The organism is Pedobacter kyonggii (assembly GCF_004310665.1).
GTDB lineage: Bacteria > Bacteroidota > Bacteroidia > Sphingobacteriales > Sphingobacteriaceae > Pedobacter > Pedobacter kyonggii.
In genome coordinates, this window is record NZ_SIXF01000032.1 from 26872 (window position 1) to 46787 (window position 19916).

General features: G+C 37.5%; 24 protein-coding genes. 18 read left to right on the forward strand and 6 right to left on the reverse strand.

All coding sequences use genetic code 11. The annotated features are described in order from the left end of the window. The first annotated feature begins 3 nt into the window (after nucleotides 1–3). Nucleotides 4–450: a DinB family protein gene (locus EYS08_RS21615; RefSeq protein WP_131032060.1), complete on the forward strand. Its 447-nt coding sequence runs from the start codon at nucleotides 4–6 to the stop codon at nucleotides 448–450. Nucleotides 451–472: 22 nt separating this feature from the next. Continuing rightward, the gene (locus tag EYS08_RS21620; protein WP_131032061.1) at nucleotides 473–976 is read left to right on the forward strand and encodes a shikimate kinase; all 504 of its coding nucleotides are present in this window, start codon (nucleotides 473–475) and stop codon (nucleotides 974–976) included. Nucleotides 977–993: 17 nt separating this feature from the next. On the opposite strand, the gene EYS08_RS21625 is transcribed toward EYS08_RS21620, so the two are convergent. The 4 genes from EYS08_RS21625 to EYS08_RS21640 are packed head-to-tail and all read right to left on the reverse strand — an operon-like array spanning nucleotide 994 to nucleotide 5476. After that, entirely contained in the window at nucleotides 994–1755 is a 762-nt protein-coding gene (locus tag EYS08_RS21625; RefSeq protein WP_131032062.1) for a carboxylesterase family protein, read from the reverse strand. Nucleotides 1756–1789: 34 nt separating this feature from the next. After that, nucleotides 1790–3265 carry a 1-hydroxycarotenoid 3,4-desaturase CrtD gene (gene crtD, locus EYS08_RS21630; RefSeq protein ID WP_131032063.1) on the reverse strand — a complete coding sequence of 492 codons (1476 nt, stop codon included), beginning with the start codon at nucleotides 3263–3265 and terminating at the stop codon, nucleotides 1790–1792. 4 nt (nucleotides 3266–3269) lie between these two features. Next, nucleotides 3270–4973, reverse strand: a complete 1704-nt coding sequence (locus tag EYS08_RS21635; protein WP_131032064.1) for a M28 family peptidase — start codon at nucleotides 4971–4973, stop codon at nucleotides 3270–3272. A gap of 44 nt (nucleotides 4974–5017) precedes the next feature. Beyond that, a complete protein-coding gene (locus EYS08_RS21640) occupies nucleotides 5018–5476 on the reverse strand; it encodes a DoxX family protein (RefSeq protein ID WP_057931136.1) in 459 nt (152 codons plus the stop codon). A gap of 213 nt (nucleotides 5477–5689) precedes the next feature. Here EYS08_RS21640 and EYS08_RS21645 point away from each other — a divergent pair, with 213 nt between their 5' ends. The 3 genes from EYS08_RS21645 to EYS08_RS21655 all read left to right on the forward strand — a co-directional run bounded on the left by EYS08_RS21645 (nucleotide 5690) and on the right by EYS08_RS21655 (nucleotide 7920). Further along, on the forward strand, nucleotides 5690–5800 hold the full coding sequence (locus EYS08_RS21645; protein WP_029275619.1) for a hypothetical protein: 111 nt from the start codon (nucleotides 5690–5692) through the stop codon (nucleotides 5798–5800). 217 nt (nucleotides 5801–6017) lie between these two features. Next, nucleotides 6018–7430, forward strand: a complete 1413-nt coding sequence (gene rlmD, locus EYS08_RS21650; RefSeq protein ID WP_131032065.1) for a 23S rRNA (uracil(1939)-C(5))-methyltransferase RlmD — start codon at nucleotides 6018–6020, stop codon at nucleotides 7428–7430. 76 nt (nucleotides 7431–7506) lie between these two features. After that, a complete protein-coding gene (locus EYS08_RS21655; RefSeq protein WP_131032066.1) occupies nucleotides 7507–7920 on the forward strand; it encodes a hypothetical protein in 414 nt (137 codons plus the stop codon). Nucleotides 7921–8063: 143 nt separating this feature from the next. Here EYS08_RS21655 and EYS08_RS21660 read toward each other — a convergent pair whose 3' ends face one another. Beyond that, complete coding sequence (locus EYS08_RS21660) at nucleotides 8064–8768, reverse strand: head GIN domain-containing protein (protein ID WP_131032067.1); 705 nt, start codon at nucleotides 8766–8768, stop codon at nucleotides 8064–8066. Nucleotides 8769–8961: 193 nt separating this feature from the next. On the opposite strand from EYS08_RS21660, the gene EYS08_RS21665 reads away from it, so the two are divergent. From EYS08_RS21665 to EYS08_RS21715, 11 genes are all read left to right on the forward strand, one after another. Continuing rightward, complete coding sequence (locus EYS08_RS21665; protein ID WP_029275623.1) at nucleotides 8962–9468, forward strand: phosphoribosyltransferase family protein; 507 nt, start codon at nucleotides 8962–8964, stop codon at nucleotides 9466–9468. 85 nt (nucleotides 9469–9553) lie between these two features. Then, on the forward strand, nucleotides 9554–9940 hold the full coding sequence (locus tag EYS08_RS21670; protein ID WP_244216012.1) for a hypothetical protein: 387 nt from the start codon (nucleotides 9554–9556) through the stop codon (nucleotides 9938–9940). A gap of 44 nt (nucleotides 9941–9984) precedes the next feature. Beyond that, the gene (locus tag EYS08_RS21675; RefSeq protein ID WP_131032068.1) at nucleotides 9985–10608 is read left to right on the forward strand and encodes a 1-acyl-sn-glycerol-3-phosphate acyltransferase; all 624 of its coding nucleotides are present in this window, start codon (nucleotides 9985–9987) and stop codon (nucleotides 10606–10608) included. Next, nucleotides 10605–11702 carry a glycosyltransferase family 2 protein gene (locus EYS08_RS21680; RefSeq protein ID WP_131032069.1) on the forward strand — a complete coding sequence of 366 codons (1098 nt, stop codon included), beginning with the start codon at nucleotides 10605–10607 and terminating at the stop codon, nucleotides 11700–11702. The genes EYS08_RS21675 and EYS08_RS21680 overlap by 4 nt, the downstream gene beginning before the upstream one ends. Next, nucleotides 11672–12346 carry a carotenoid biosynthesis protein gene (locus tag EYS08_RS21685; protein WP_131032070.1) on the forward strand — a complete coding sequence of 225 codons (675 nt, stop codon included), beginning with the start codon at nucleotides 11672–11674 and terminating at the stop codon, nucleotides 12344–12346. Before EYS08_RS21680 ends, EYS08_RS21685 begins: the two co-directional genes overlap by 31 nt. A 31-nt stretch (nucleotides 12347–12377) precedes the next feature. Then, nucleotides 12378–12584, forward strand: coding sequence for a DUF2683 family protein (locus tag EYS08_RS21690; protein ID WP_131032071.1), 207 nt, complete (start codon nucleotides 12378–12380; stop codon nucleotides 12582–12584). 97 nt (nucleotides 12585–12681) lie between these two features. Next, nucleotides 12682–12846, forward strand: a complete 165-nt coding sequence (locus EYS08_RS26375) for a Txe/YoeB family addiction module toxin (protein WP_244216014.1) — start codon at nucleotides 12682–12684, stop codon at nucleotides 12844–12846. 16 nt (nucleotides 12847–12862) lie between these two features. Continuing rightward, the gene (locus EYS08_RS21700) at nucleotides 12863–13714 is read left to right on the forward strand and encodes a 4-hydroxy-3-methylbut-2-enyl diphosphate reductase (protein ID WP_131032072.1); all 852 of its coding nucleotides are present in this window, start codon (nucleotides 12863–12865) and stop codon (nucleotides 13712–13714) included. A 98-nt stretch (nucleotides 13715–13812) separates the two neighbouring features. After that, a complete protein-coding gene (locus EYS08_RS21705; RefSeq protein WP_131032073.1) occupies nucleotides 13813–14487 on the forward strand; it encodes a fatty acid desaturase in 675 nt (224 codons plus the stop codon). Between the two features lie 243 nt (nucleotides 14488–14730). Continuing rightward, nucleotides 14731–15741 (forward strand): ferrochelatase, encoded by a 1011-nt coding sequence (hemH, locus tag EYS08_RS21710; RefSeq protein WP_131032074.1) that lies wholly within the window; start codon nucleotides 14731–14733, stop codon nucleotides 15739–15741. A 7-nt stretch (nucleotides 15742–15748) separates the two neighbouring features. Next, complete coding sequence (locus tag EYS08_RS21715; protein WP_131032075.1) at nucleotides 15749–16255, forward strand: gluconokinase; 507 nt, start codon at nucleotides 15749–15751, stop codon at nucleotides 16253–16255. Here the strand turns inward: EYS08_RS21715 and EYS08_RS21720 are convergent. After that, entirely contained in the window at nucleotides 16233–17492 is a 1260-nt protein-coding gene (locus EYS08_RS21720) for a 3-deoxy-D-manno-octulosonic acid transferase (protein ID WP_317130088.1), read from the reverse strand. The genes EYS08_RS21715 and EYS08_RS21720 overlap by 23 nt on opposite strands. A gap of 122 nt (nucleotides 17493–17614) precedes the next feature. Between EYS08_RS21720 and EYS08_RS21725 the strand changes: the two genes are divergently transcribed. Continuing rightward, the gene (locus EYS08_RS21725; RefSeq protein WP_131032076.1) at nucleotides 17615–18925 is read left to right on the forward strand and encodes a UDP-glucose dehydrogenase family protein; all 1311 of its coding nucleotides are present in this window, start codon (nucleotides 17615–17617) and stop codon (nucleotides 18923–18925) included. A 1-nt stretch (nucleotide 18926) separates the two neighbouring features. Then, a complete protein-coding gene (locus tag EYS08_RS21730) occupies nucleotides 18927–19916 on the forward strand; it encodes a UDP-glucuronic acid decarboxylase family protein (protein ID WP_131032077.1) in 990 nt (329 codons plus the stop codon).

Below are 19916 nucleotides of genomic sequence, written 5' to 3' on the forward strand. Positions count from 1 at the left end.
ACCATGCGCGAAGAAGAAATTATAAATTATACTGAACTCGCCGATCAACGCATCATCGAAATATTTAAGATTGCAACAATCGATATGCCCGATGCAGAGCGATTGTTTAGCCATGTGCTTAATGCGCAACATATATGGGCGCAACGGATTTCAGGCAAGAAGCCACTTTATGGTGTTTGGGATGTTCATCATAAGGGAAACTTTGAGCGTATTGCTACTGAAAATTTTAAGTTGATCAGGGCGGTACTGCAAGACAATCCTTTAGATAAAAAGATTCAGTACAGTAACTCACAAGGTGTTCAGTACGAAAACCGATTAGATGAAATTTTATTTCATTTATTTAATCATTCTACTTATCATCGCGGACAGGTTGTAACTTTATTGAAAAAAGAAGGTTATACCCCACCTGTAACCGATTATATTATGTTAAAACGTGACCAGTTGCTGTAGATTGGTTAAAATAGAAACACACATGAAGATTTTCCTTGTCGGATATATGGGCTGCGGCAAAAGTACAAAAGCTAAACAGCTGGCACATCGTTTAGAATGCCCTGTGATTGATCTGGATGCTGAAATTGTTTCAAAAACAGGTAAAAGCATTGCCGAATATTTTGCAGAATATGGAGAAAGTGGATTTAGGGATTACGAAAGCGAAATGCTTAAAACCTTCGATTATCCTGAAACCTGCGTGGTAGCTACTGGAGGCGGATTGCCATGCTTTTTCGATAATATGGAATGGATGAATGCAAATGGTGAAACCGTTTACCTGCAAATGGAGCCAGCTGCATTGGTATCACGTTTACATAACCGTCAAAAACGTCCGTTAATTAAGGATTTAGATGATGAACAGCTTTTAGCATTTATTAAAGAAAAACTCGAAGAACGTGATCCTTTTTATACCAAAGCTAAGTTAATTGTAGATGCATTTGATCTGGACGGAGAAAAACTAGAGGAGGCAATTAGAAGCAGAAATTAAGGGCCATTTTCTCGAATTTATTTCTGTTGCATAAATAACCATTCAAATAAACCAGGCTCTTTGTAGGCAAGACTCCAGCTAGCATGTTTAACGTTTGGGTATTCTGTATATTTAGGATTACCACCATGTTTTTTTAAAGCCTCGATCATTATCCTCGAATATTTAACATTATTCACATCATCTAAACTTCCATGAAAAGCCCAGAGTGGAATGTTACAGATAGACTTTGCTTTTGATGTATCAGAGACCGAACATATAGGAACAGCTGCTGCAAATAAATGAGGATTGCGTGTTAAAAAATCGATTGAACCTTCTCCACCCATAGAATAGCCGGTTATGTAAATGCGCCGCTTATCAATAGATAACTCTTTTTCTAGTTTAATCAAAAGGTTATTTGTTAATTGTGCACTAACTGTAGGCTCGGTGGTTGCCTGTAGGCCTGTAGGGAAATTAGGGAATTTAACCCATACATCTTTTCTAGCACATTGTGGAGCCAAAATAAAACATTTATATTTCTTTCTTCCGCTAGCATTGGTTAATGCTTCTGGTACCCCTACTAATTGCGATTTATTATCATTTCCACGTTGCCCAGCTCCATGTAAGAAAAGTACAATGGGGTATTTTTTCTTTTTGTTATAATTTTCAGGGTATAAAATTCGGTAAGGAAGTGTATCCTGATCAGCTACATATATTTTTTCATCAAATGTATTACTGGTCTGTGCTAAAAGTTCCGAATAGCCAACGAAAATTAATAATAGCAGGGCAAAACTTATTTTCATAACCTAATATAGCTAAAATTGAAGGCAGTTGTTTTTAATGGATCTCGTCATCAATTATTTTTGCTGACAGTAAGGCCAACGGAATTCCACCACCTGGATGTACGCTACCTCCACAGAAGAATAAATTTTTTATCTTCGAACTGAAATTAGGATGCCTTAGAAACGCAGAAAACTGATTGTTGGAACTATTGCCATACAGCGCACCTTGATAAGAACCGGTTTTGCTTTCGATGCTTCTGGGGTCTAAAATCTGCTCACAGATAATATCTTTTTCAATATTTCTGTTTAACAATCGACTGATCTTTTTGATAATATTTGTCCTGGCTTCTTTTATCAACACATCCCAGTTTTGACCGTTATTAGCCGGAACGTTTATCATTACAAACCAGTTTTCACTGCCTGCAGGCGCATCTCCTCTAATGTGTTTGGCGCTGATGTTAATGTATACTGTTGGATCGCTGCTAATGGTTTTATCTTTCCAGATGGCATTAAACTCCTTTTGGTAATCCTCCGTAAAAAAGATATTGTGCAAGCCCATATCGCTGTAATTCCCATCCATACCCCAGTAAAAAATCAAAGCAGAGCTACTTCGTTCCTGGTTTAATAACTTTTTAGGTTGAGCTATGTTTTTAAGCAGATTTTTATAGGTAAACCAGATGTCGAGGTTCGAAACAACAACATCAGCCTTATAGATCTTATCGTTAACTTTTACGCCCTGTACTTCGGGTTTACGTTCATTGGAATATATAATTTCTTCAACTTTTTGGTTGTAATGAAACCTTATTCCTAATTCTTCTGCCAATTTTACTAAGGCAGCAACAATACTATACATCCCGTTTTTTGGAAGAAAAGCTCCATAATGGTATTCGAAATGTGGAATTATATTCAATGTGGCCGGTGCCTGATAGGGATCGGAACCATTATAGGTGGCATAACGGTTAAAAAGCTGCGCTATTCTATCGTCCTTAAAGAACGATCGGTTTGCTTTTGCCTGTGTTCTAAACGCATCAATCTGGCCAAAGCGGAATATAGACTTTAAGGTGTCCCAGTGCAGGTAGCTTTTAATTTTATGCAGACTTCTTTCCAAAAATACACGGTGGGTAGCTTCATAAATGGTTTGACTTTTGTTTAAATAGCGCTCAACCTCTTTTGCAGTTGAATCTGTTTTTTCTTCTATTTCCTTAGCAAATTTATCCAGATCTGCGCTCGCATTTAATCTCAAACCATCTTCGTAAAAATAACGGCAAATTTCTTTTAGTTTTTGATATTCGAAATAATCTTCAGGGTTTTTACCTGCCAGTTTAAAGAGCTCATCCACGTACTGGGGCATGGTAAAAAGGCTTGGTCCGGCATCAAACCTGAAACCATTCATTTTTATTTCTGCCAGTTTGCCTCCTGGTTTTGAATTAGCTTCAAAAATATCAACCTCATAGCCCTTTACGGAAAGGCGGATTGCCGATGCAATGCCTGCAATTCCGGCGCCGATAACTATTGCTTTTGGTTTAGGCATCAATCTATTTCAACTCCTCTAAATATACCTTCGTTTGTTTTTCGATCTCGTTGGTCGCAAATTTAATGGACGAACCAACTCTTGTAGTTTCGGATTTTACGGGCATTTTGTTTATCGTTGCCAAAGCATCTGTGTACCATTTGGCCCACACTTCGATAATGTGTTTCTCATCCGTTATGGTTTTCCCTTTTGCAATTTCTTTTTTGCTCAGTTCAAATTCAGTTTTTAAGCGGGTTAAAGCATCTATTTTGACCTGCGAAACAGTGGCTATCGCAGTATTTTCATCTGCAGAAATTAAAGTATAGGCAGCAGTTAAACCACTTATCCCAACATTTTTCATTTCAGTTGGCGAAACTTTATCAATCCTATCATTGTCCGTGTGGTAGAACACATCGGTAAAGTGCCACATCAATAACCCGGGGATTTTATTTTGCAAGAATGGTGTATGGTCGCTACCACCTTCGAACGGATTATAATTAACCGTCCAGTTGGCAAATTTCCCCTGTGTTTTGCAAATATCGAAAATGAAATCGTTAAAATAATGAGGAAAAAGATCTTTTTCGGTAACATCACCAGCACCCCATTCAGTATGTTTATCTGCTCCCCTTGTCCAGATGGCCGATGGATCTGGCATTTTCTCAATCAGGAAAGAACCGCCGGTTTTTTTAGTGTCCTCACCAACCATATCCAAACTCATTCCCCACATAATGCCTTTGGCCCGGGTGGTATCTTCGGTAATATATCTTCTTGTTGATACAATTTCGTCACCCCATAAAAAAGTAAGGGTGCGCTTTGGGCTTATCTTTTTTGCTTGATATAATGCTGCTGTTAATCTTGCCATTTCGGCTAATGTACCAACGCCGCTTGCATTATCGTTTGCACCAGGCTCCTGAACATGGGCACTGAACACAAAACGTTCATTAGGGTTTACACTGCCTCTAACATTTGCTACTATGGTTAATTCTTCGGAGGTATAAATTTTAGTCTGAATATTTACTTTCAATTTGGTCTCGCCTTTTAAGCAGGCCGCTTTTAACTTTTCTTTGGCAGCATAAGATAAAAGCAGTGTCCATACCTCACTATTGGCTTTCATGCTCCCAAACTGGATAGAAGTTTGGTGTACCTCTGGTTGAGTATAATTTGGCATCGAATAGCCCAGCACACCAATGGCTCCCGCTTTTGTGGCTATTTGAAGTAAACGTGATGGACTGTTCTCAGAAAATAGGATTTTCCCTTTCAGATCCATTTTTTCTATTTCGGCAGGTAATACGTTGGCAATGTAAACCACATTAGCCGTAACACCTCCTGCAACTGTTGATCCGCAATTGATTGGAATCATGTTGCGGTTAGTTTTGTAAGAAATGAGCGGTTGTTTTTCGCCAACAATATCAATATTGGCATCAACGGGCTCCCAGGTGCTGTTTTTCATCGCTCTTTTTTCGATGCGATAAGTTAAAGGAGCTTCAAACTCATTCTGTCTCTGCTCTATAAAACCGGCCTTTTTAAGAATATTTTCTACATAATGGATACTGGCATTAAAGCCTGTGTTACCGGGTACACGGAAGTATTTTTCTACAAAAGCAGTGGTTTCGTAGGCGTTTTTTTCTATGAAACCAGCCCGCGTTAGTTTGAAATATTCATCTGTCGAATTTTGTGCATAACATCCCAATCCCGCAAAAAGCAGTACAAAAAGTATCTTCGTTTTCATTATCGTTAGTAAAAGCGAAAGATACTAAGAATATTTAATGTTGTTTAGGCGTACCGCTTGCCAGTTTTGCGTTTCAACCCCTCATCAACCGATAATGGGCCTGAACCTACTACCCAAAACATAATGAGCAGAAACAGCACCAATACCGAAAACCACAATTCCGAATTCGGTGTGGAGAAACCCGGTGTAAGGTTAACAAAAAATACGGCAAACAATAAGATTGGAATCTGAATTACAACAGCAAAGCGGGTAACTAAGCCTAATGTAATTAAAACACCCCCAACCAAATGCGCAAATGCAACAACATGAATGGCGACACTGATGAGCATGCCCGAAAAACCAAATACGTTGTTTTGTGTAATCATATTCTGAAGAACCGAAGTGTCGCTAACAAAAGAAACACCTTTTCCAAAAATGATCAGGCCAAGTACAATCCGAAGATAGTCCAGCCATTTTGAGTGATGAACATCTCCCCAATGTTCAATTTTACGGATAACGTTCATAATGAACCTCCATTTTTATGTGAATGATACTTTAAGTTACGGATTTTTATTTAGTTATCAAATAAGGAACTGAAAATCAATAGATCGCAATTGTAATTGTTGTAAAAGGAGTGGTTTAACCATTTGATGTAAAATTAACATAAAATTAATTTATACCGTTTTGGTTTTTGGTATGAATTTAGTATTATTGCTTAAATAGATGGTTTTTTTATCATGAGCAAAGAAATATTAGAGTTTTCTGTACTGGTAGATGAAAAATTTGACCTAAAATTTAATTGGTTAGATGGCTTTTGGGGCGCGGCATTTAAATTTTTTGGAAAATAATTTTAAATCGAAAAATATGCTAAATCAGTCGTTTTTGACTGAGCGAAAAAATATTGCCTAATCTTTCTGGTAAATCATTTATCTATCTGGATCATTTATTCTACTTTGGTATTTAGCTTTTCAGTTATTTATATTCATTCTGATTTTTGCATTTCAGCTTTAGTGTTTAGCCTTTGGTCTTTCCTCTTTCAGCTTTTAGCCTTATCTTTGCAAAATAATGAGTAGAAGAAAACCTGGTACGGTAACCATTGTTCCAAACGTACATATAATCGATATTGCTGAAGAAGGAAAAGGTGTTGGCAAAGCTGACGAATTGGTCATTTTTGTTGATAAAGCCGTTCCGGGTGATGTGGTGGATGTTCGGTTGACCAAAAAGAAAAAGAATTTTGCTGAAGCAATAATCGATCAGCTTCATGAAAAATCGGCATTGCGTACTGATCCTTTTTGCCCTCATTTCGGAACCTGTGGCGGTTGCAAATGGCAGCATATGGGTTACGATTCTCAATTAAAGTTTAAACAGAAAAATGTTGAGGCGGCTTTACAGCGTTTAGGTAAAATAGATACCTCAGGAACTGAACCGATTTTAGGCTCAGAAAAAAACAGATATTACCGTAATAAATTAGAATTTACTTTTTCGAACAAACGTTGGTTAGAAAAAACCGATGTAGAACGCGATGAAGATTTTGATATGAACGCACTGGGTTTTCACGTACCACTGCGTTTCGATAAAATTTTAGATATCGAGCATTGTTATCTACAGGATGAGCCTTCTAATTCGATCAGAAACGCAGTACGTAAATATGCTTTAGAAAATGGCCTGTCGTTTTACGACCTGCGTAACCATGAAGGCGTTCTGCGTAACCTGATAATCCGTACTTCCAGCACAGGAGAGGTGATGGTTGCGGTGGTATTTGCTTACCCGGAACAGACACAGGTTGATGGTTTGATGGGTTTTCTTCAAAATGAGTTTCCACAGATTACCTCTTTGCTGTATATCGTTAACCAAAAAAAGAATGATACCATTTTCGATCAGGATGTGGTGGTTTTCTCTGGTCGCGATCACATTTTCGAAGAAATGGATGGCATCCGCTTTAAAATTGGAGTGAAATCTTTTTATCAGACCAATTCTGAGCAGGCCTTCGAATTATATAAAATCACCAGAGATTTTGCCGGATTTAAAGGCGATGAGCTGGTTTATGATTTATACACTGGCGCCGGAACGATTGCAAATTTTATTGCCAAAAACGTAAAGCAGGTGGTTGGGGTAGAATATGTACCAACCGCTATTGAAGATGCAAAGTTTAATTCAGCGTTAAATGGCATTGATAATACGATTTTCTATGCTGGAGATATGAAAGATATTCTTACTTCAGAATTTATCCTGGCGCATGGTAAGCCAGATGTGGTCATTACTGATCCGCCGCGCGCTGGTATGCATGCCGACGTAGTACAGAGATTGTTTGAAATGGAGTCTGAAAAGATTGTTTATGTAAGCTGTAATGCTGCCACACAGGCAAGAGATTTAGAGTTATTGAAAGAGAAATACGATGTGGTGCGCATTAAACCTGTAGATATGTTCCCGCATACGCAGCACGTGGAGAATGTAGTATTGTTAAGGTTAAAGGCGTAAGGCAAAAAGTTAAGACTATAGCCTTAAAATCAAATATTAAACCTTATATCTTAAACCATAAACCTTTTACCTTAAAATGGATAGAGAAGAATTATTAGGCGCAACGCCGGAAGAGAACGGAACACCACAAAAAAAGCAGGAAAGTCCGCTGGTAAGTTTAGAAAAAGACTTAGCATTTTATGCTGATGCGATTAAAGAAGTAGCAATAGAGATTATGGTTGAAGGCATTTCAGCCCACCCAATTTTTATTGCACATCAACATGAGGTGAACATTGGCGAACTTATCTTAAACAAAGAAGAACTCAATACCGATTGGACTATACAAGCTTCTACTTTAGAAGAATTTGTAGAAAAAGGAATCATCAGCAAAGAGAAAAAAGAACCCTTCTTAAAAGTGTATAAAAAACCGGAAGATTTTATGTGCGTATTCGTAATTGTTCCAGAAGGGGCCAACTTTATTTATTATCCCTATAAAAAAGGTAGGGGGTAGAAAGACTGAAGGTTTAAGGTTTCCTCGTCACAGCCTTTAATGACCTGAATCGGTGTAATCATTTCATCTGTTAAATCGTTTATAAAAAAAAACGCCGCTTTGTATCCACAAAGCAGCGCATTATTATTAACTAAACTAAACTTTTAATTTACGTGGTGCACATCTCCACTTTTTGAGCTTGATGTTTTCTTAAGTGAAGCATTTCCCTTATAACTTACATCACCACCACCGCTTGCACTGGCCTCGAGGCCTTTATTTACATAAAGATTTACATCAGAACCACCAGAGGCCTGCACCTTTGCATAATCTGTAATTAATTCGTACGCGTCGATATCGCTACCTCCACTAGATTGGATGGTCATATTTTCTGCTTTGCCTTTTAAATCGAGATCGCTGCCACCGCTTGATTGAATAGATAAATCGTTGCAAACAACCGTTAATTTTAAATCCGATCCTCCTGAAGAGCGAATAGCAAGCTTATCTGTTTTAATTTGGTTTTGTGTAAAAACATCCGATCCTCCCGATGCCGCAAGGGCATTTAATGTTTTAAAACTTACATAAGCTTTAATGGTGCGGTTTTTAAACATGCCGCTCCAATTGATGCCGTCTTTAAACTTTATGGTAACATTGCTGCCGCTCTGCTCAACAACAATATCTTTTAATGTTTCCGAATCAGATTTTATACTCACGCTTTCGCTACCGCCCTGGGTGAGGTATAAATCTATACCACTGCTTACCCCAATGCTATTAAAGTTTTTAACCGTGAAACTTTTAGTTTCTTGTGCCTTGGCCATATAGCTGGTTATGATGATAAACAAAATGGCGGATGATTTGATAAGGGTTTTCATAGTCGTTTTTTCGTTAAATGATTCTGAAGCTATCATTACGTAGCATTTAGGCAACAATGACTTCGATTTTGTGTTTTGGTTATAGATTAGACGCATCTCTGATGAAAACGTTGCAAACAATCGAAATTATTTTTCAAATAGTTTGAATTTCATCCTTAAAATCGTTCTTTTTGTATTCAATCCTTTTTATACAATGGCATCGCAATTACTTATTCTCAACAAGAAACAAATTCAGCAGAAAATAGATCGTATCGCTTATCAGATTTTAGAAGATAACCTGAATGAGAAAGAAGTGGTGCTTGCCGGTATTTGGGACCGTGGTTACAAACTAGCGCTAAGATTAGAAAAAGTGCTTAAAAAGATTTCGGGCTTTAAATTAACCTTATTGCGTATCGACCTGCAGAAAGAAAGCAGCAAATTGGTTGCTTCGACAGATCTGGATGAAAGCCATTGGAAAAACAAGGTGATTATTATCGTTGATGATGTGTTGAACAGCGGTAAAACGCTTGCTTATGGTTTAGGCGTTTTCTTAAATACCCCACATAAAAAAATCCGCACAGTAGTTTTGGTTGATCGAAGCCATAAAATTTTCCCTATTGCCACCGATTTCGTTGGCCTTGAACTGGCTACCATCTTAAAAGAACATGTAGATGTGGTAATGGATGTGGAAGGTGAAGAAGATCGGGTTTATTTGAGCTAAGTTGTTGCTTTATAGTAACGACTTTTGAAATAAATAATCTGTAATTGCTTTAAGTATTTTTAATATTTTCAATTTATTTCGGGTTATGAGTGAAAATTTCGTTATCATTCCAAAAACGGATAAAATAATCCTCTACTCATTATTCTCCCTACCATTAATATTTCTTATTGTCGTGTTTTTCTCAGGGCTTTTTGGGAAAACAAGAAAAGAGTTAATGCTGGAGGATTGTTTGTCAGAAAATTTTACAGGCAGGGTAGATTCTTTATTTTGGGATAAGCAAAATCATAATGTAAAAACGGCTATTTTGAGTAATGGTTATAGATATCAAATATTTCCTAATTGGGAATTAAAAATTAAACATGGTGATTCACTGTCTAAAAAAATTAAAACTCTTCATGTAGAGTTATTTCGAAATCATAAAAGAGTTGATGTTTTAGACTATAATCAGCAAATTAATAATTTCATAGAATAACCTCCATATTTGCAATTCACCTCAATTTTTTGCAATTTCCCGAAATGTATCAGCCCAGAAAAAATAATTTGATCTTCAGCTTTTTCTCCTGGTACATCCAGTTTATCATCAAAAAAGATTTTTCGGCTTTTAAATATGGTGAGGTGGAAATTAAACAAGATGCTGCTATATTGGTTTTGGCCAATCATTTTAGCTGGTGGGATGGTTTTTTCCTCTTTTACATCAACAAAAAAGTATTTAAGAAACAATTTCATGTTCTGGTGAATGCCGAAAACTATACTAAAGTTGGTTTTCTAAAGTATCTTGGTGCTTTTGCTGCCGAAAATAAAGGCAAAGATGTTTTAGAAACCCTGAATTATGCAGGCAAACTGTTAGATAACCCCCAAAATTTGGTGCTTGTATTCCCTCAGGGTAAATTATACTCGAATCATCTAAAAAATATCAGTTTCGAAAAAGGCGTGATGCAGATGATCAATGCCAGTCAGAAAAAAATCAATATTATTTTTGCCGCCACCTTTATTGATTTTTTTGCGAAAAGAAAGCCCTCAGCCTATACTTACTTGCAGCATTGGGAGAATGAAGAATATGTAAGTTTGCAATTGCTGAAAAGTGCCTATAATAAACATTACGATCAATCGGTTGTTAAACAAACTCAGCTAATTGGATGACAATTTTTATTTACGCCGTTTTAATTTTCCTGGTGATCAGATTTTCGGTTACTGTTTTCAATTTCCTTTCTAACCCTAAGTTGCCGAGAGTGGTTAAACACTATCATGATAAGGTTTCGATCCTAATTCCTGCAAGAAACGAAGCAGCGGATATTTTAGAATTGCTCGTTTCAATAAAAAATCAGGATTACACCAATTATGAAGTTATTGTTTTGGATGATAGCAGCGATGACAATACTTTCGGTATAGTCGAAAATTTTTGCCGTACGAACCCGCAATTTAAAGTGGTAAGCGGTAAAGCGCTGCCTCAAAACTGGCTGGGGAAAAATTATGCCTGCCACCAGCTTAGCGAATTGGCTACGGGGAAATATCTTTTGTTTATCGACGCAGACGAATCAGTAAAAAGAGGATTGATCAATAGCCTGATCAACCGGATGGAAATAGGTGGCCTGGCTTTGTTAAGTGTTTTTACCAACCAAACTATAAAATCGATAGGCGAGTGGTTAACGGTGCCCTTAATGCATTTTATATTGCTAAATTTATTGCCCTTGCGATTGGTTAAACTTTCAAAAAAACCGGCATTTGCAGCGGCAAGCGGACAGTGCATGTTTTTTAATGCCAATAATTACAAAGAAAACCGTTGGCACGAGCGGGTTAAACGCCAGGTTGTAGAAGATGTGGAGATTATGAAGTTGGTAAAACATGAAAAACTGAATGCCGAAGCCCTTTTGGCCAACGGACTGATCTATTGCAGGATGTACAAGAATTTAGGAGAAGGCTTAAACGGTTTTAGTAAAAATTTACTGGCAGGTTTTGGTAATAACATCATAATATTATTACTTTACCAGCTTTTGGTAACTGTAGGGCCAGTAATTTTAATCTTAAACTTTAATATTGCTTTACTTGTATTACCATTAACTTTAATAGTATTAAGTAGAATGATGATCTCCTATTTATCGGGACAAAATGTTTTAATAAATCTGATTTTACATCCCTTACAGATGTTGTTCTTCTTAATAATTTCATTCATTTCTATAAAAAAACATATTTTTAAAACGAGCACATGGAAGGGCAGAACGATCAAAACGATTTAAAGGTTAAAAGGATTGCAGTTGCGATAATTGTCGTTTTTCACATGGTTGGTTTGCTTGGCTTTTTAATTCCAGTTGCCCAGCCTTATTTTATCAAACTGGTTCCCTTTCATTTGTTGCTGATGTTTGCTGTAATTGTTTTTTCGTACAATGCCGATGTGAAACGTTTATTGTTGCTGGTTTCGGGTGTATTTCTCTGTGGTTTTTTAGTCGAGGTATTGGGCGTACATACGGGAAAGATATTTGGTAGTTATTATTACGGCGATACATTGGGATATAAAGTTGCTGCAGTTCCGTTATTGATGGGTGTAAATTGGGTAATCCTTATTTTCAGTGTTGGACAAATGATGAAAAGTATGAAAATCAGACATAGTATTCTGGCTTCTGTCCTTGGCGCTTTTATATTGGTAGGTTTCGATTTCTTTTTGGAGCCTGTAGCCATGAAATTTAACTACTGGCAGTGGGACTGGCATGAAATCCCTGTTCAGAATTATGTGGCCTGGTTTATTGTTTCGGTAATTTTGTTAAAGTTTTACTATGCTTTGGGCCTAAAGCAACAGAAATATATTGGTACTATAATGTTTGTTTCACAGCTAATCTTTTTTGTTGTCTTATACATGACAACCGGAACAAATATTTTTGCTTAATTTTGTAAGGTTATTTAATTAATTTTATAATATGGAAACACTAATCGTACAGCCTAAAAATAAAAAACAGCTTTTGGCAGTTGAGGCCGTGTTACAAGCATTGAACGTAACTTTTAAAAAAGAGAAAGGCTACAGTCCTGAATTTATAAATGAAATAGCTAAAGGGGAAGAAGATGTAAAAAATGGACGTTTAACAAGGGTTAAGGATGTTCAAAATATATGGAAAAGTATTTTGTAGACATTACGGATCAGGCTAAAAAACAATTGGCTGAGATCCTTAAGTCAGGAGATAAAGCTTCCATTAAAAAACTCCAGTAAATTTTATAGAATTAAGTATTCATCCGGCATCAGGCGTAGGTAAGCCTGAAAAGTTAAAATTTGAATTTTCTGGCTATTGGTCAAGACAAATAAATAAAAAAGATAGATTAGTCTATAGAATCGATGAAGAGATTATTACTGTATTTGTAATTTCTGCAAAGGGACATTACCACGATAAATAACTAATCCTGAGAAAAAATGAGTAATTTAAACTTAGAGGTCAACATCGATAAATCATCAGGCTTTTGTTTTGGCGTAGTATATGCCATAGAAATGGCCGAAGATATTCTGGATAACGAAGGTTATTTATATTGCCTAGGCGATATTGTGCATAATGATGAAGAAGTAGAGCGTTTAACCAATCGCGGATTAAAAATTATCGATCACGAAGTGTTAAAAAACTTAAGAGACGAAAAGGTTTTAATTAGAGCTCATGGTGAGGCGCCCTCAACCTATCAACTGGCTTTAGAAAATAACCTGACTTTAATAGATGCTTCATGCCCTGTTGTGCTGAAATTACAGAACAGGATTAAAAATTCGCATGATGACGATGAGCAAGTACTTATTTTTGGTAAGCATGGGCATGCCGAGGTAATCGGATTACAAGGCCAAACAGATGGTAAGGCAATTGTTTTTCAGGATCTGTCCGAGCTGGATAATGTAGAATTGCCTGCTAAATTTACCCTATATAGCCAAACCACTAAAAGCACCGATAAATTCTATCACATTAAAGATGAATTATTGAGCCGTGGTTATGAAGTTAAGGCCAACGATACCATTTGCCGGCAAGTATCTAACCGTTACGAAGAGCTGGAAGATTTTGTAAGTCATTATGATAAAATCGTTTTCGTATCAGGCAAGAAATCGTCTAATGGTAAAGTGCTCTACGATGTTTGTAAAAAACACAACGATGATTCTTATTTCATTTCGAATGTTGAAGAGCTAGATCAAACTTGGTTTAATGAAAACGATAAAGTTGGCATCTGCGGTGCTACATCTACACCAATGTGGCTGATGGAAAAGGTTAAAGCCGCTTTGGAAAAATACTAGATTTATCAAGAGAGGCGTCACCCTGAATTTAGTTCAGGGTCTATACATCGAGTAAAGATGCTGAAACAAGTTCAGCATGACGAAATAAATAAAAGCCATTGAAAACTATAAAACCACATACCGGAATTCTGGTTGCGTTAACCGTAATTGTTTGTTGGTTTGTTTCTCTTTATTTCTTGCTTACATGGAATTTTGCCTGGAGCAATCCCTTGGTTTATCTGATGATTATTGTTCAGATGCATTTGTATACTGGTTTGTTTATTACAGCCCACGATGCTATGCACGGAACGATATCGCCGAACAAAAACGCAAATAATGTTATTGGCTATCTTTCTGTTTTTCTCTACGCAGGCTTTTTTTATAACCGTTTGTATGCGAAACATCACCAGCATCACCGTCATGTACATACCGAAAACGATCCGGATTTTGCACCACATGGCTTTTGGAAATGGTATTTCCGTTTCATGCTAAATTATGTCACGATAATTCAATTGGTAATTATGGCGATAGCTTATAATGTGTTGAAAATCTGGATTGATGAAAAGAACCTGTTGTTGTTTTGGGTATTACCATCCTTATTAAGCACTTTTCAGCTATTTTATTTCGGAACCTATTTGCCGCATAAGGGAGAGCACGATAATGAATATCATTCTTCTACCTTACGGAAAAATCATTTTGTTGCCTTCATCACCTGTTACTTTTTTGGTTATCATTTAGAACATCATCAAAAACCAGGCATGCCCTGGTGGCAACTGTATAAAGCAAAAGATTGATTTTATCCGTGATGTTGGATGTTACCATTTGACACTAACTAGTTTCCTAATAATATTTTACTTGTTCAAATTGCCAGATAGTAAAATCTACAGCATGCTGATGAATTCACTGACTATTGCTCGATAGCCTATGGAAGTATGAAATAATATTTTTTGACTAAAAAATGTTTGCAATCACATTTTAAGCATAGGGAAAAAACAATAAAAAGGCGATATTTGCGCCACGAAACATATTCTTTATAGATGAGCAAAAAGGGAATTTTACTGGTAAATTTAGGAACACCTGATAGTCCGGCAACGGCAGATGTGAGAAAATATTTAGATCAATTTTTAATGGACGAGCGGGTAATCGATATCCCTAAGTTAAACAGGACATTATTGGTTAAAGGTATTATTGTTCCTTTCCGTAGCCCTAAAACAGCTAAATTATATAAAGAAATCTGGAACGAAAATGGTTCACCGCTTTTGTATTACAGTAGGTTACAGGCTAAAATGCTGCAAGAAAGATTGGGAGACGATTATCATGTAGAACTTGCCATGCGTTATCAAAGTCCGTCAATCGAATCGGCGCTGACAAACTTAAAAGCAGGTTTGGTAGAGAGCATTCAGGTTATCCCGATGTTTCCTCAATATGCCTCTGCAAGCACAGGCTCGGTAATGCAATTGGTAATGGAGCTGGTGAGCAAATGGCCAACGGTTCCACCAATATCGTTTGTTAATTCATTCCATGATAACGAACTGATGATTAAAGTTTTTGCAGAAAATGCTAGAAAACATCAGGTAGAAAGCTACGATCACGTGTTGTTTAGCTTCCATGGCTTACCTGAGCGTCAATTGCTAAAGTGCGATCATACTGGAAGTTACTGTTTGAAAAGTGCCGATTGCTGCCAGACATTAAATGATACCAATAAATTCTGTTATTCTGCACAAGGACATGATACGGCCAGATTAATTGCCAAAGAATTAAATCTGTCAAAAAATCAATATACCGTTTGTTTCCAATCGCGATTAGGTAAAGAGCCATGGGTACAGCCCTATACTACCGATGTGCTGAAGAAATTAGCTGGCGAAGGCAAAAAACGTCTTTTGGTTTTTAGTCCTGCTTTTGTGGCCGATTGTTTAGAAACGCTTTACGAAATCACGGTAGAGTACCATGAAGAGTTTAAGGCTTTAGGTGGCGAACATGTTCAGCTGGTTGAAAGTTTAAACGATAGTCCTGTGTTTATCGAGGCTTTGGCCGGAATAGTTAAATAGTTTAGATATGGCGAGCTTTATTATTTTAATGGGCGTTTCTGGAAGTGGTAAAACAGTAGTTGGTAAAGCTTTGGCCCTGAGAATAAATGCTGAATTTATAGATGGGGATAACCTGCATTCGCAACGTAATGTAGATAAAATGGCTGCCGGAATTCCACTAACAGATGCTGATCGTTTAGATTGGCTACAACTGATTGCGAAAGTTGGCCGTGAACATGTTGCTCATGGAGCAACATGCATTATTGCCTGTTCTGCACTTAAAAAATCTTACCGTGATCTGTTGAGAACTGATAATGAATCAATCCGCTTTGTTTATTTAAAAGGAAATTTCGATTTAATCCACGATCGGATTGCTAAGCGATCTCATCAGTACATGCCTTCCAGTTTATTGAAAAGCCAGTTTGAAACATTGGAAGAACCTCAGGCTGATGAACAAGATGTGATAGCGGTTTCGATTGATCAGGGTATTCCCCAAATTGTGGAAGAAATTGCTAAGGCTGATCTGATTTCGTAATCATCGAAATAATCTGATCGGTTGCCCCTTTTTTATCTGCAACATATTTTTTGGCTTGCGCTGCGGCATCTTCATTTTTGGCAAATCCCTCAAAAGCACCAATCAATTCCTCAACAGTAGAAATGCTTTTGGCTGCACCTATGCCAATTAGATCTTTCGCCTCCTGAAATTTATCGTATTTCGGGCCGAAAATTACAGGCAAACCAAACGCTGCAGCTTCTAAAGTGTTATGTATTCCTGTTCCAAAACCGCCACCAATATAGGCCACATTTCCGTATTGATAGAGAGAAGAAAGCATGCCGATGTTATCTACGATGAGCGTTTGGTGTGCGGCGTTTGGCGTTTGGTTAGACGAACTGAAAATTGAAAACCGCACGCTGCCAACTGAAAACTGTTTCTCGATACTTTCGATGTGGCTTTCGTGGATCTCGTGTGGCGCGATAATAAACTTCCAGTTAGGGTATTTTTCAGGTAAAGCCGATAATATTTTTTCATCTTCAGGCCAGGTACTTCCACAAACTAATGTGGGGAAGTTGCCGATAAAGCTTTCAATCAGGCTAAGCTGTTTAGGCGATTGCGCATTTTCGTAAACACGATCGAAACGGGTATCGCCATTTATCGTGACATTATTTAACCCGATCGATTTTAAAAGATTTTTACTTTCTTTATTTTGCACAAAAAAGTAAGTGACAGATTTTAGAATATTGCGGTAAAAGCCACCGTACCATTTAAAAAATGCCTGACTTTCTCTAAAAATGCCAGAAATCACATATAAAGGAATCTTGCGGTCTTTTAATTCTTTAAAATAGAAATGCCAAAATTCGTATTTGGTAAAAATGGCCATTTCAGGATTGATCATATCAATAAACCGCTTCGCATTGCCAGCAGTATCAATGGGAAGATAAAATACATCTGCCAAGGCATAATTTTTCCGGATTTCGTATCCCGAAGGGGAAAAAAAAGTAACTACGATTTTTTTAGCTGGATAAAGCGATTTTAGTTTTTCTAAAACGGGTCGCCCTTGTTCAAATTCGCCTAAAGAGGCAAAATGAAACCATATATGCTTTTCGTCCAGATTAATTTTCTGGGTAATTTGTGTATAAGTATTTTTACGGCCATTTATAAACAGTTTAGCCTTAGGATTGAATAATGAAAACATCCTGATGAGCAAAGTGTAAAGCCGAATTCCGATTATGTAAAGCAAAAGCATTGGTGTAATTTCATATCTTCGTGCCAAGATAAAACGAATATATTTAAAAAGCTTAGAAATATATGGAGTCCTCACGATTTGGCCTATCGTTCAGCGTAATAAATAGACGGGTCACGATCGCTCCAAGAAGCTAAAAACAAAATTAACAGATGAAGATAGCCGTTATTGGTACCGGATACGTAGGTTTAGTTACCGGAACCTGTTTAGCCGAAACAGGAAATGATGTAATATGTGTTGACATTAATGAAGCGAAAGTAAAGCAGATGCAGGCTGGTGAAGTGCCAATTTATGAGCCTGGTTTAGATCTTTTGTTCCATAGAAATATAGAACAGGAAAGGTTAACTTTTACGACAAATCTTGCAGATGCTGTAAAAGATGCGCAGATTATTTTTATGGCTCTGCCAACGCCTCCAGGTGGAGATGGCGCTGCCGATCTTTCTTATATTCTGGGTGCTGCAAAGGATATTTCAAAACTGATTACCGAATATAAGGTCATCGTAAATAAATCAACGGTTCCGGTTGGAACGGCTGATAAGGTAAAGGCTGTTTTTGCCGAAAATACTTCGATTGAAGTAGATGTGGTATCCAATCCTGAGTTTTTAAGAGAGGGTGTAGCGGTTGACGATTTTATGAAACCTGATCGCGTGGTTTTAGGAACTAAAAGCGAAAGGGCGAAAAAGCTGATGACTGAACTATATGGTCCTTATGTACGTCAGGGTAACCCAATTCTTTTTATGGATGAACGTTCTTCTGAATTGACTAAATATGCGGCAAACTCTTTCCTCGCCACCAAAATTACCTTCATGAACGAAATCGCAAACCTTTGCGAACTCGTAGGTGCTGATGTTGATTCGGTAAGAAGGGGCATAGGCTCTGATGACCGTATCGGTAAACGTTTTCTTTTTCCAGGGGTAGGTTACGGCGGTTCATGTTTCCCGAAAGATGTTCAGGCACTGGTAAAATCATCTGATGATTATGCCTACGATTTTCAGATCTTGAAATCGGTAATGGAGGTTAATGAAAGACAAAAAACAATCCTGGTTGACAAAGTGCTTAAATATTACAAAGGCGATATTAAGGCTAAACATTTTGCACTTTGGGGGCTGGCCTTTAAACCAGAAACCGACGATATCCGAGAGGCACCTGCCTTATATATTATCGATGCGCTGGTTAAGAACGGCGCTACAGTTACCGTTTTCGATCCAGAGGCGATGACAAATGTTAAAAACGTTATCGGCGATCAGGTAAATTATGCTAAAAACCAATACGAAGCTTTAGAAGATGCTGACGCCCTGTTGATTGCAACAGAATGGTCGGTTTTCCGTAACCCTGATTTTGAGAAAATAGACAACATTTTGAAAAATAAAGTGGTTTTCGACGGTCGAAATTTGTACGATTTGCAAAAAATGATCGATCTTGGCTATTATTATAACAGCATAGGTAGAAAAGTAATAGATTAAAATGGGTCAGAAGAGAATATTGATTACAGGTGCAGCGGGATTTTTAGGTTCGCACCTTTGTGATCGTTTTGTGAAAGAGGGTTATCACGTTATCGGAATGGATAACCTGATTACAGGCGATATGGCAAATATCGAACATCTGTTCAAACTGGAGAATTTCGAGTTTTATAACCACGATGTTTCTAAATTTGTTCATATTCCTGGTAAGCTTCATTACATTTTACACTTTGCTTCACCTGCAAGTCCGATCGATTATCTTAAAATCCCAATCCAGACACTTAAAGTAGGTTCGTTGGGTACGCATAACCTTTTGGGTTTGGCTCGTAATAAAAATGCAAGGATGCTGATTGCCTCAACTTCTGAAGTATATGGCGATCCAAATGTAAATCCTCAGCCAGAGGAATATTGGGGCAATGTAAATCCGGTTGGTCCGCGTGGGGTTTACGATGAGGCCAAACGTTTTCAGGAAGCTATCACCATGGCCTACCATACTTTTCATGGTTTAGAAACGAGGATTGTGAGGATTTTCAATACTTATGGGCCTAGAATGCGCCTTAATGATGGCCGTGTTTTACCTGCTTTTATCGGACAGGCTTTAAGAGGCGAAGATTTAACTATCTTTGGCGACGGAAGTCAGACACGTTCTTTCTGTTATGTCGATGACCTGATTGAAGGAATTTACCGTTTATTGATGAGCGATTATGCACAGCCGGTAAACATTGGTAATCCGGATGAAATCACTATCAAACAGTTTTGTGAGGAAATTATCAAGCTTACAGGTACCACGCAGAAAATTGTTTATAAAGAACTTCCACAGGATGATCCTAAACAGCGCAGACCTGATATTACCAAAGCCAGAGAGATATTGGGATGGGAGCCAAAGGTAGGCCGTGCTGAAGGATTGAAGATTACATACGAATATTTTAAATCATTGCCTGCAGAGGCTTTGGAGAAGATAGATCATAAAGATTTTACCACATTTAACCGTTAA

Coding starts and splice junctions, on each gene's coding strand:
- EYS08_RS21620 (WP_131032061.1), top strand. CDS start 473: ATGAAGATTTTCCTTGTCGGATATATGGGCTGCGGCAAAAGTACAAAA.
- EYS08_RS21725 (WP_131032076.1), top strand. CDS start 17,615: ATGAAGATAGCCGTTATTGGTACCGGATACGTAGGTTTAGTTACCGGA.
- EYS08_RS21700 (WP_131032072.1), top strand. CDS start 12,863: ATGAGTAATTTAAACTTAGAGGTCAACATCGATAAATCATCAGGCTTT.
- EYS08_RS21635 (WP_131032064.1), bottom strand. CDS start 4,973: ATGAAAACGAAGATACTTTTTGTACTGCTTTTTGCGGGATTGGGATGT.
- EYS08_RS21675 (WP_131032068.1), top strand. CDS start 9,985: ATGTATCAGCCCAGAAAAAATAATTTGATCTTCAGCTTTTTCTCCTGG.
- hemH (WP_131032074.1), top strand. CDS start 14,731: ATGAGCAAAAAGGGAATTTTACTGGTAAATTTAGGAACACCTGATAGT.
- EYS08_RS21655 (WP_131032066.1), top strand. CDS start 7,507: ATGGATAGAGAAGAATTATTAGGCGCAACGCCGGAAGAGAACGGAACA.
- EYS08_RS21690 (WP_131032071.1), top strand. CDS start 12,378: ATGGAAACACTAATCGTACAGCCTAAAAATAAAAAACAGCTTTTGGCA.
- EYS08_RS21665 (WP_029275623.1), top strand. CDS start 8,962: ATGGCATCGCAATTACTTATTCTCAACAAGAAACAAATTCAGCAGAAA.
- EYS08_RS21625 (WP_131032062.1), bottom strand. CDS start 1,755: ATGAAAATAAGTTTTGCCCTGCTATTATTAATTTTCGTTGGCTATTCG.
- EYS08_RS21670 (WP_244216012.1), top strand. CDS start 9,554: ATGAGTGAAAATTTCGTTATCATTCCAAAAACGGATAAAATAATCCTC.
- EYS08_RS21680 (WP_131032069.1), top strand. CDS start 10,605: ATGACAATTTTTATTTACGCCGTTTTAATTTTCCTGGTGATCAGATTT.
- EYS08_RS21640 (WP_057931136.1), bottom strand. CDS start 5,476: ATGAACGTTATCCGTAAAATTGAACATTGGGGAGATGTTCATCACTCA.
- EYS08_RS21730 (WP_131032077.1), top strand. CDS start 18,927: ATGGGTCAGAAGAGAATATTGATTACAGGTGCAGCGGGATTTTTAGGT.
- EYS08_RS21615 (WP_131032060.1), top strand. CDS start 4: ATGCGCGAAGAAGAAATTATAAATTATACTGAACTCGCCGATCAACGC.
- crtD (WP_131032063.1), bottom strand. CDS start 3,265: ATGCCTAAACCAAAAGCAATAGTTATCGGCGCCGGAATTGCAGGCATT.
- EYS08_RS21715 (WP_131032075.1), top strand. CDS start 15,749: ATGGCGAGCTTTATTATTTTAATGGGCGTTTCTGGAAGTGGTAAAACA.
- EYS08_RS21660 (WP_131032067.1), bottom strand. CDS start 8,768: ATGAAAACCCTTATCAAATCATCCGCCATTTTGTTTATCATCATAACC.
- EYS08_RS21645 (WP_029275619.1), top strand. CDS start 5,690: ATGAGCAAAGAAATATTAGAGTTTTCTGTACTGGTAGATGAAAAATTT.
- EYS08_RS21685 (WP_131032070.1), top strand. CDS start 11,672: ATGGAAGGGCAGAACGATCAAAACGATTTAAAGGTTAAAAGGATTGCA.
- rlmD (WP_131032065.1), top strand. CDS start 6,018: ATGAGTAGAAGAAAACCTGGTACGGTAACCATTGTTCCAAACGTACAT.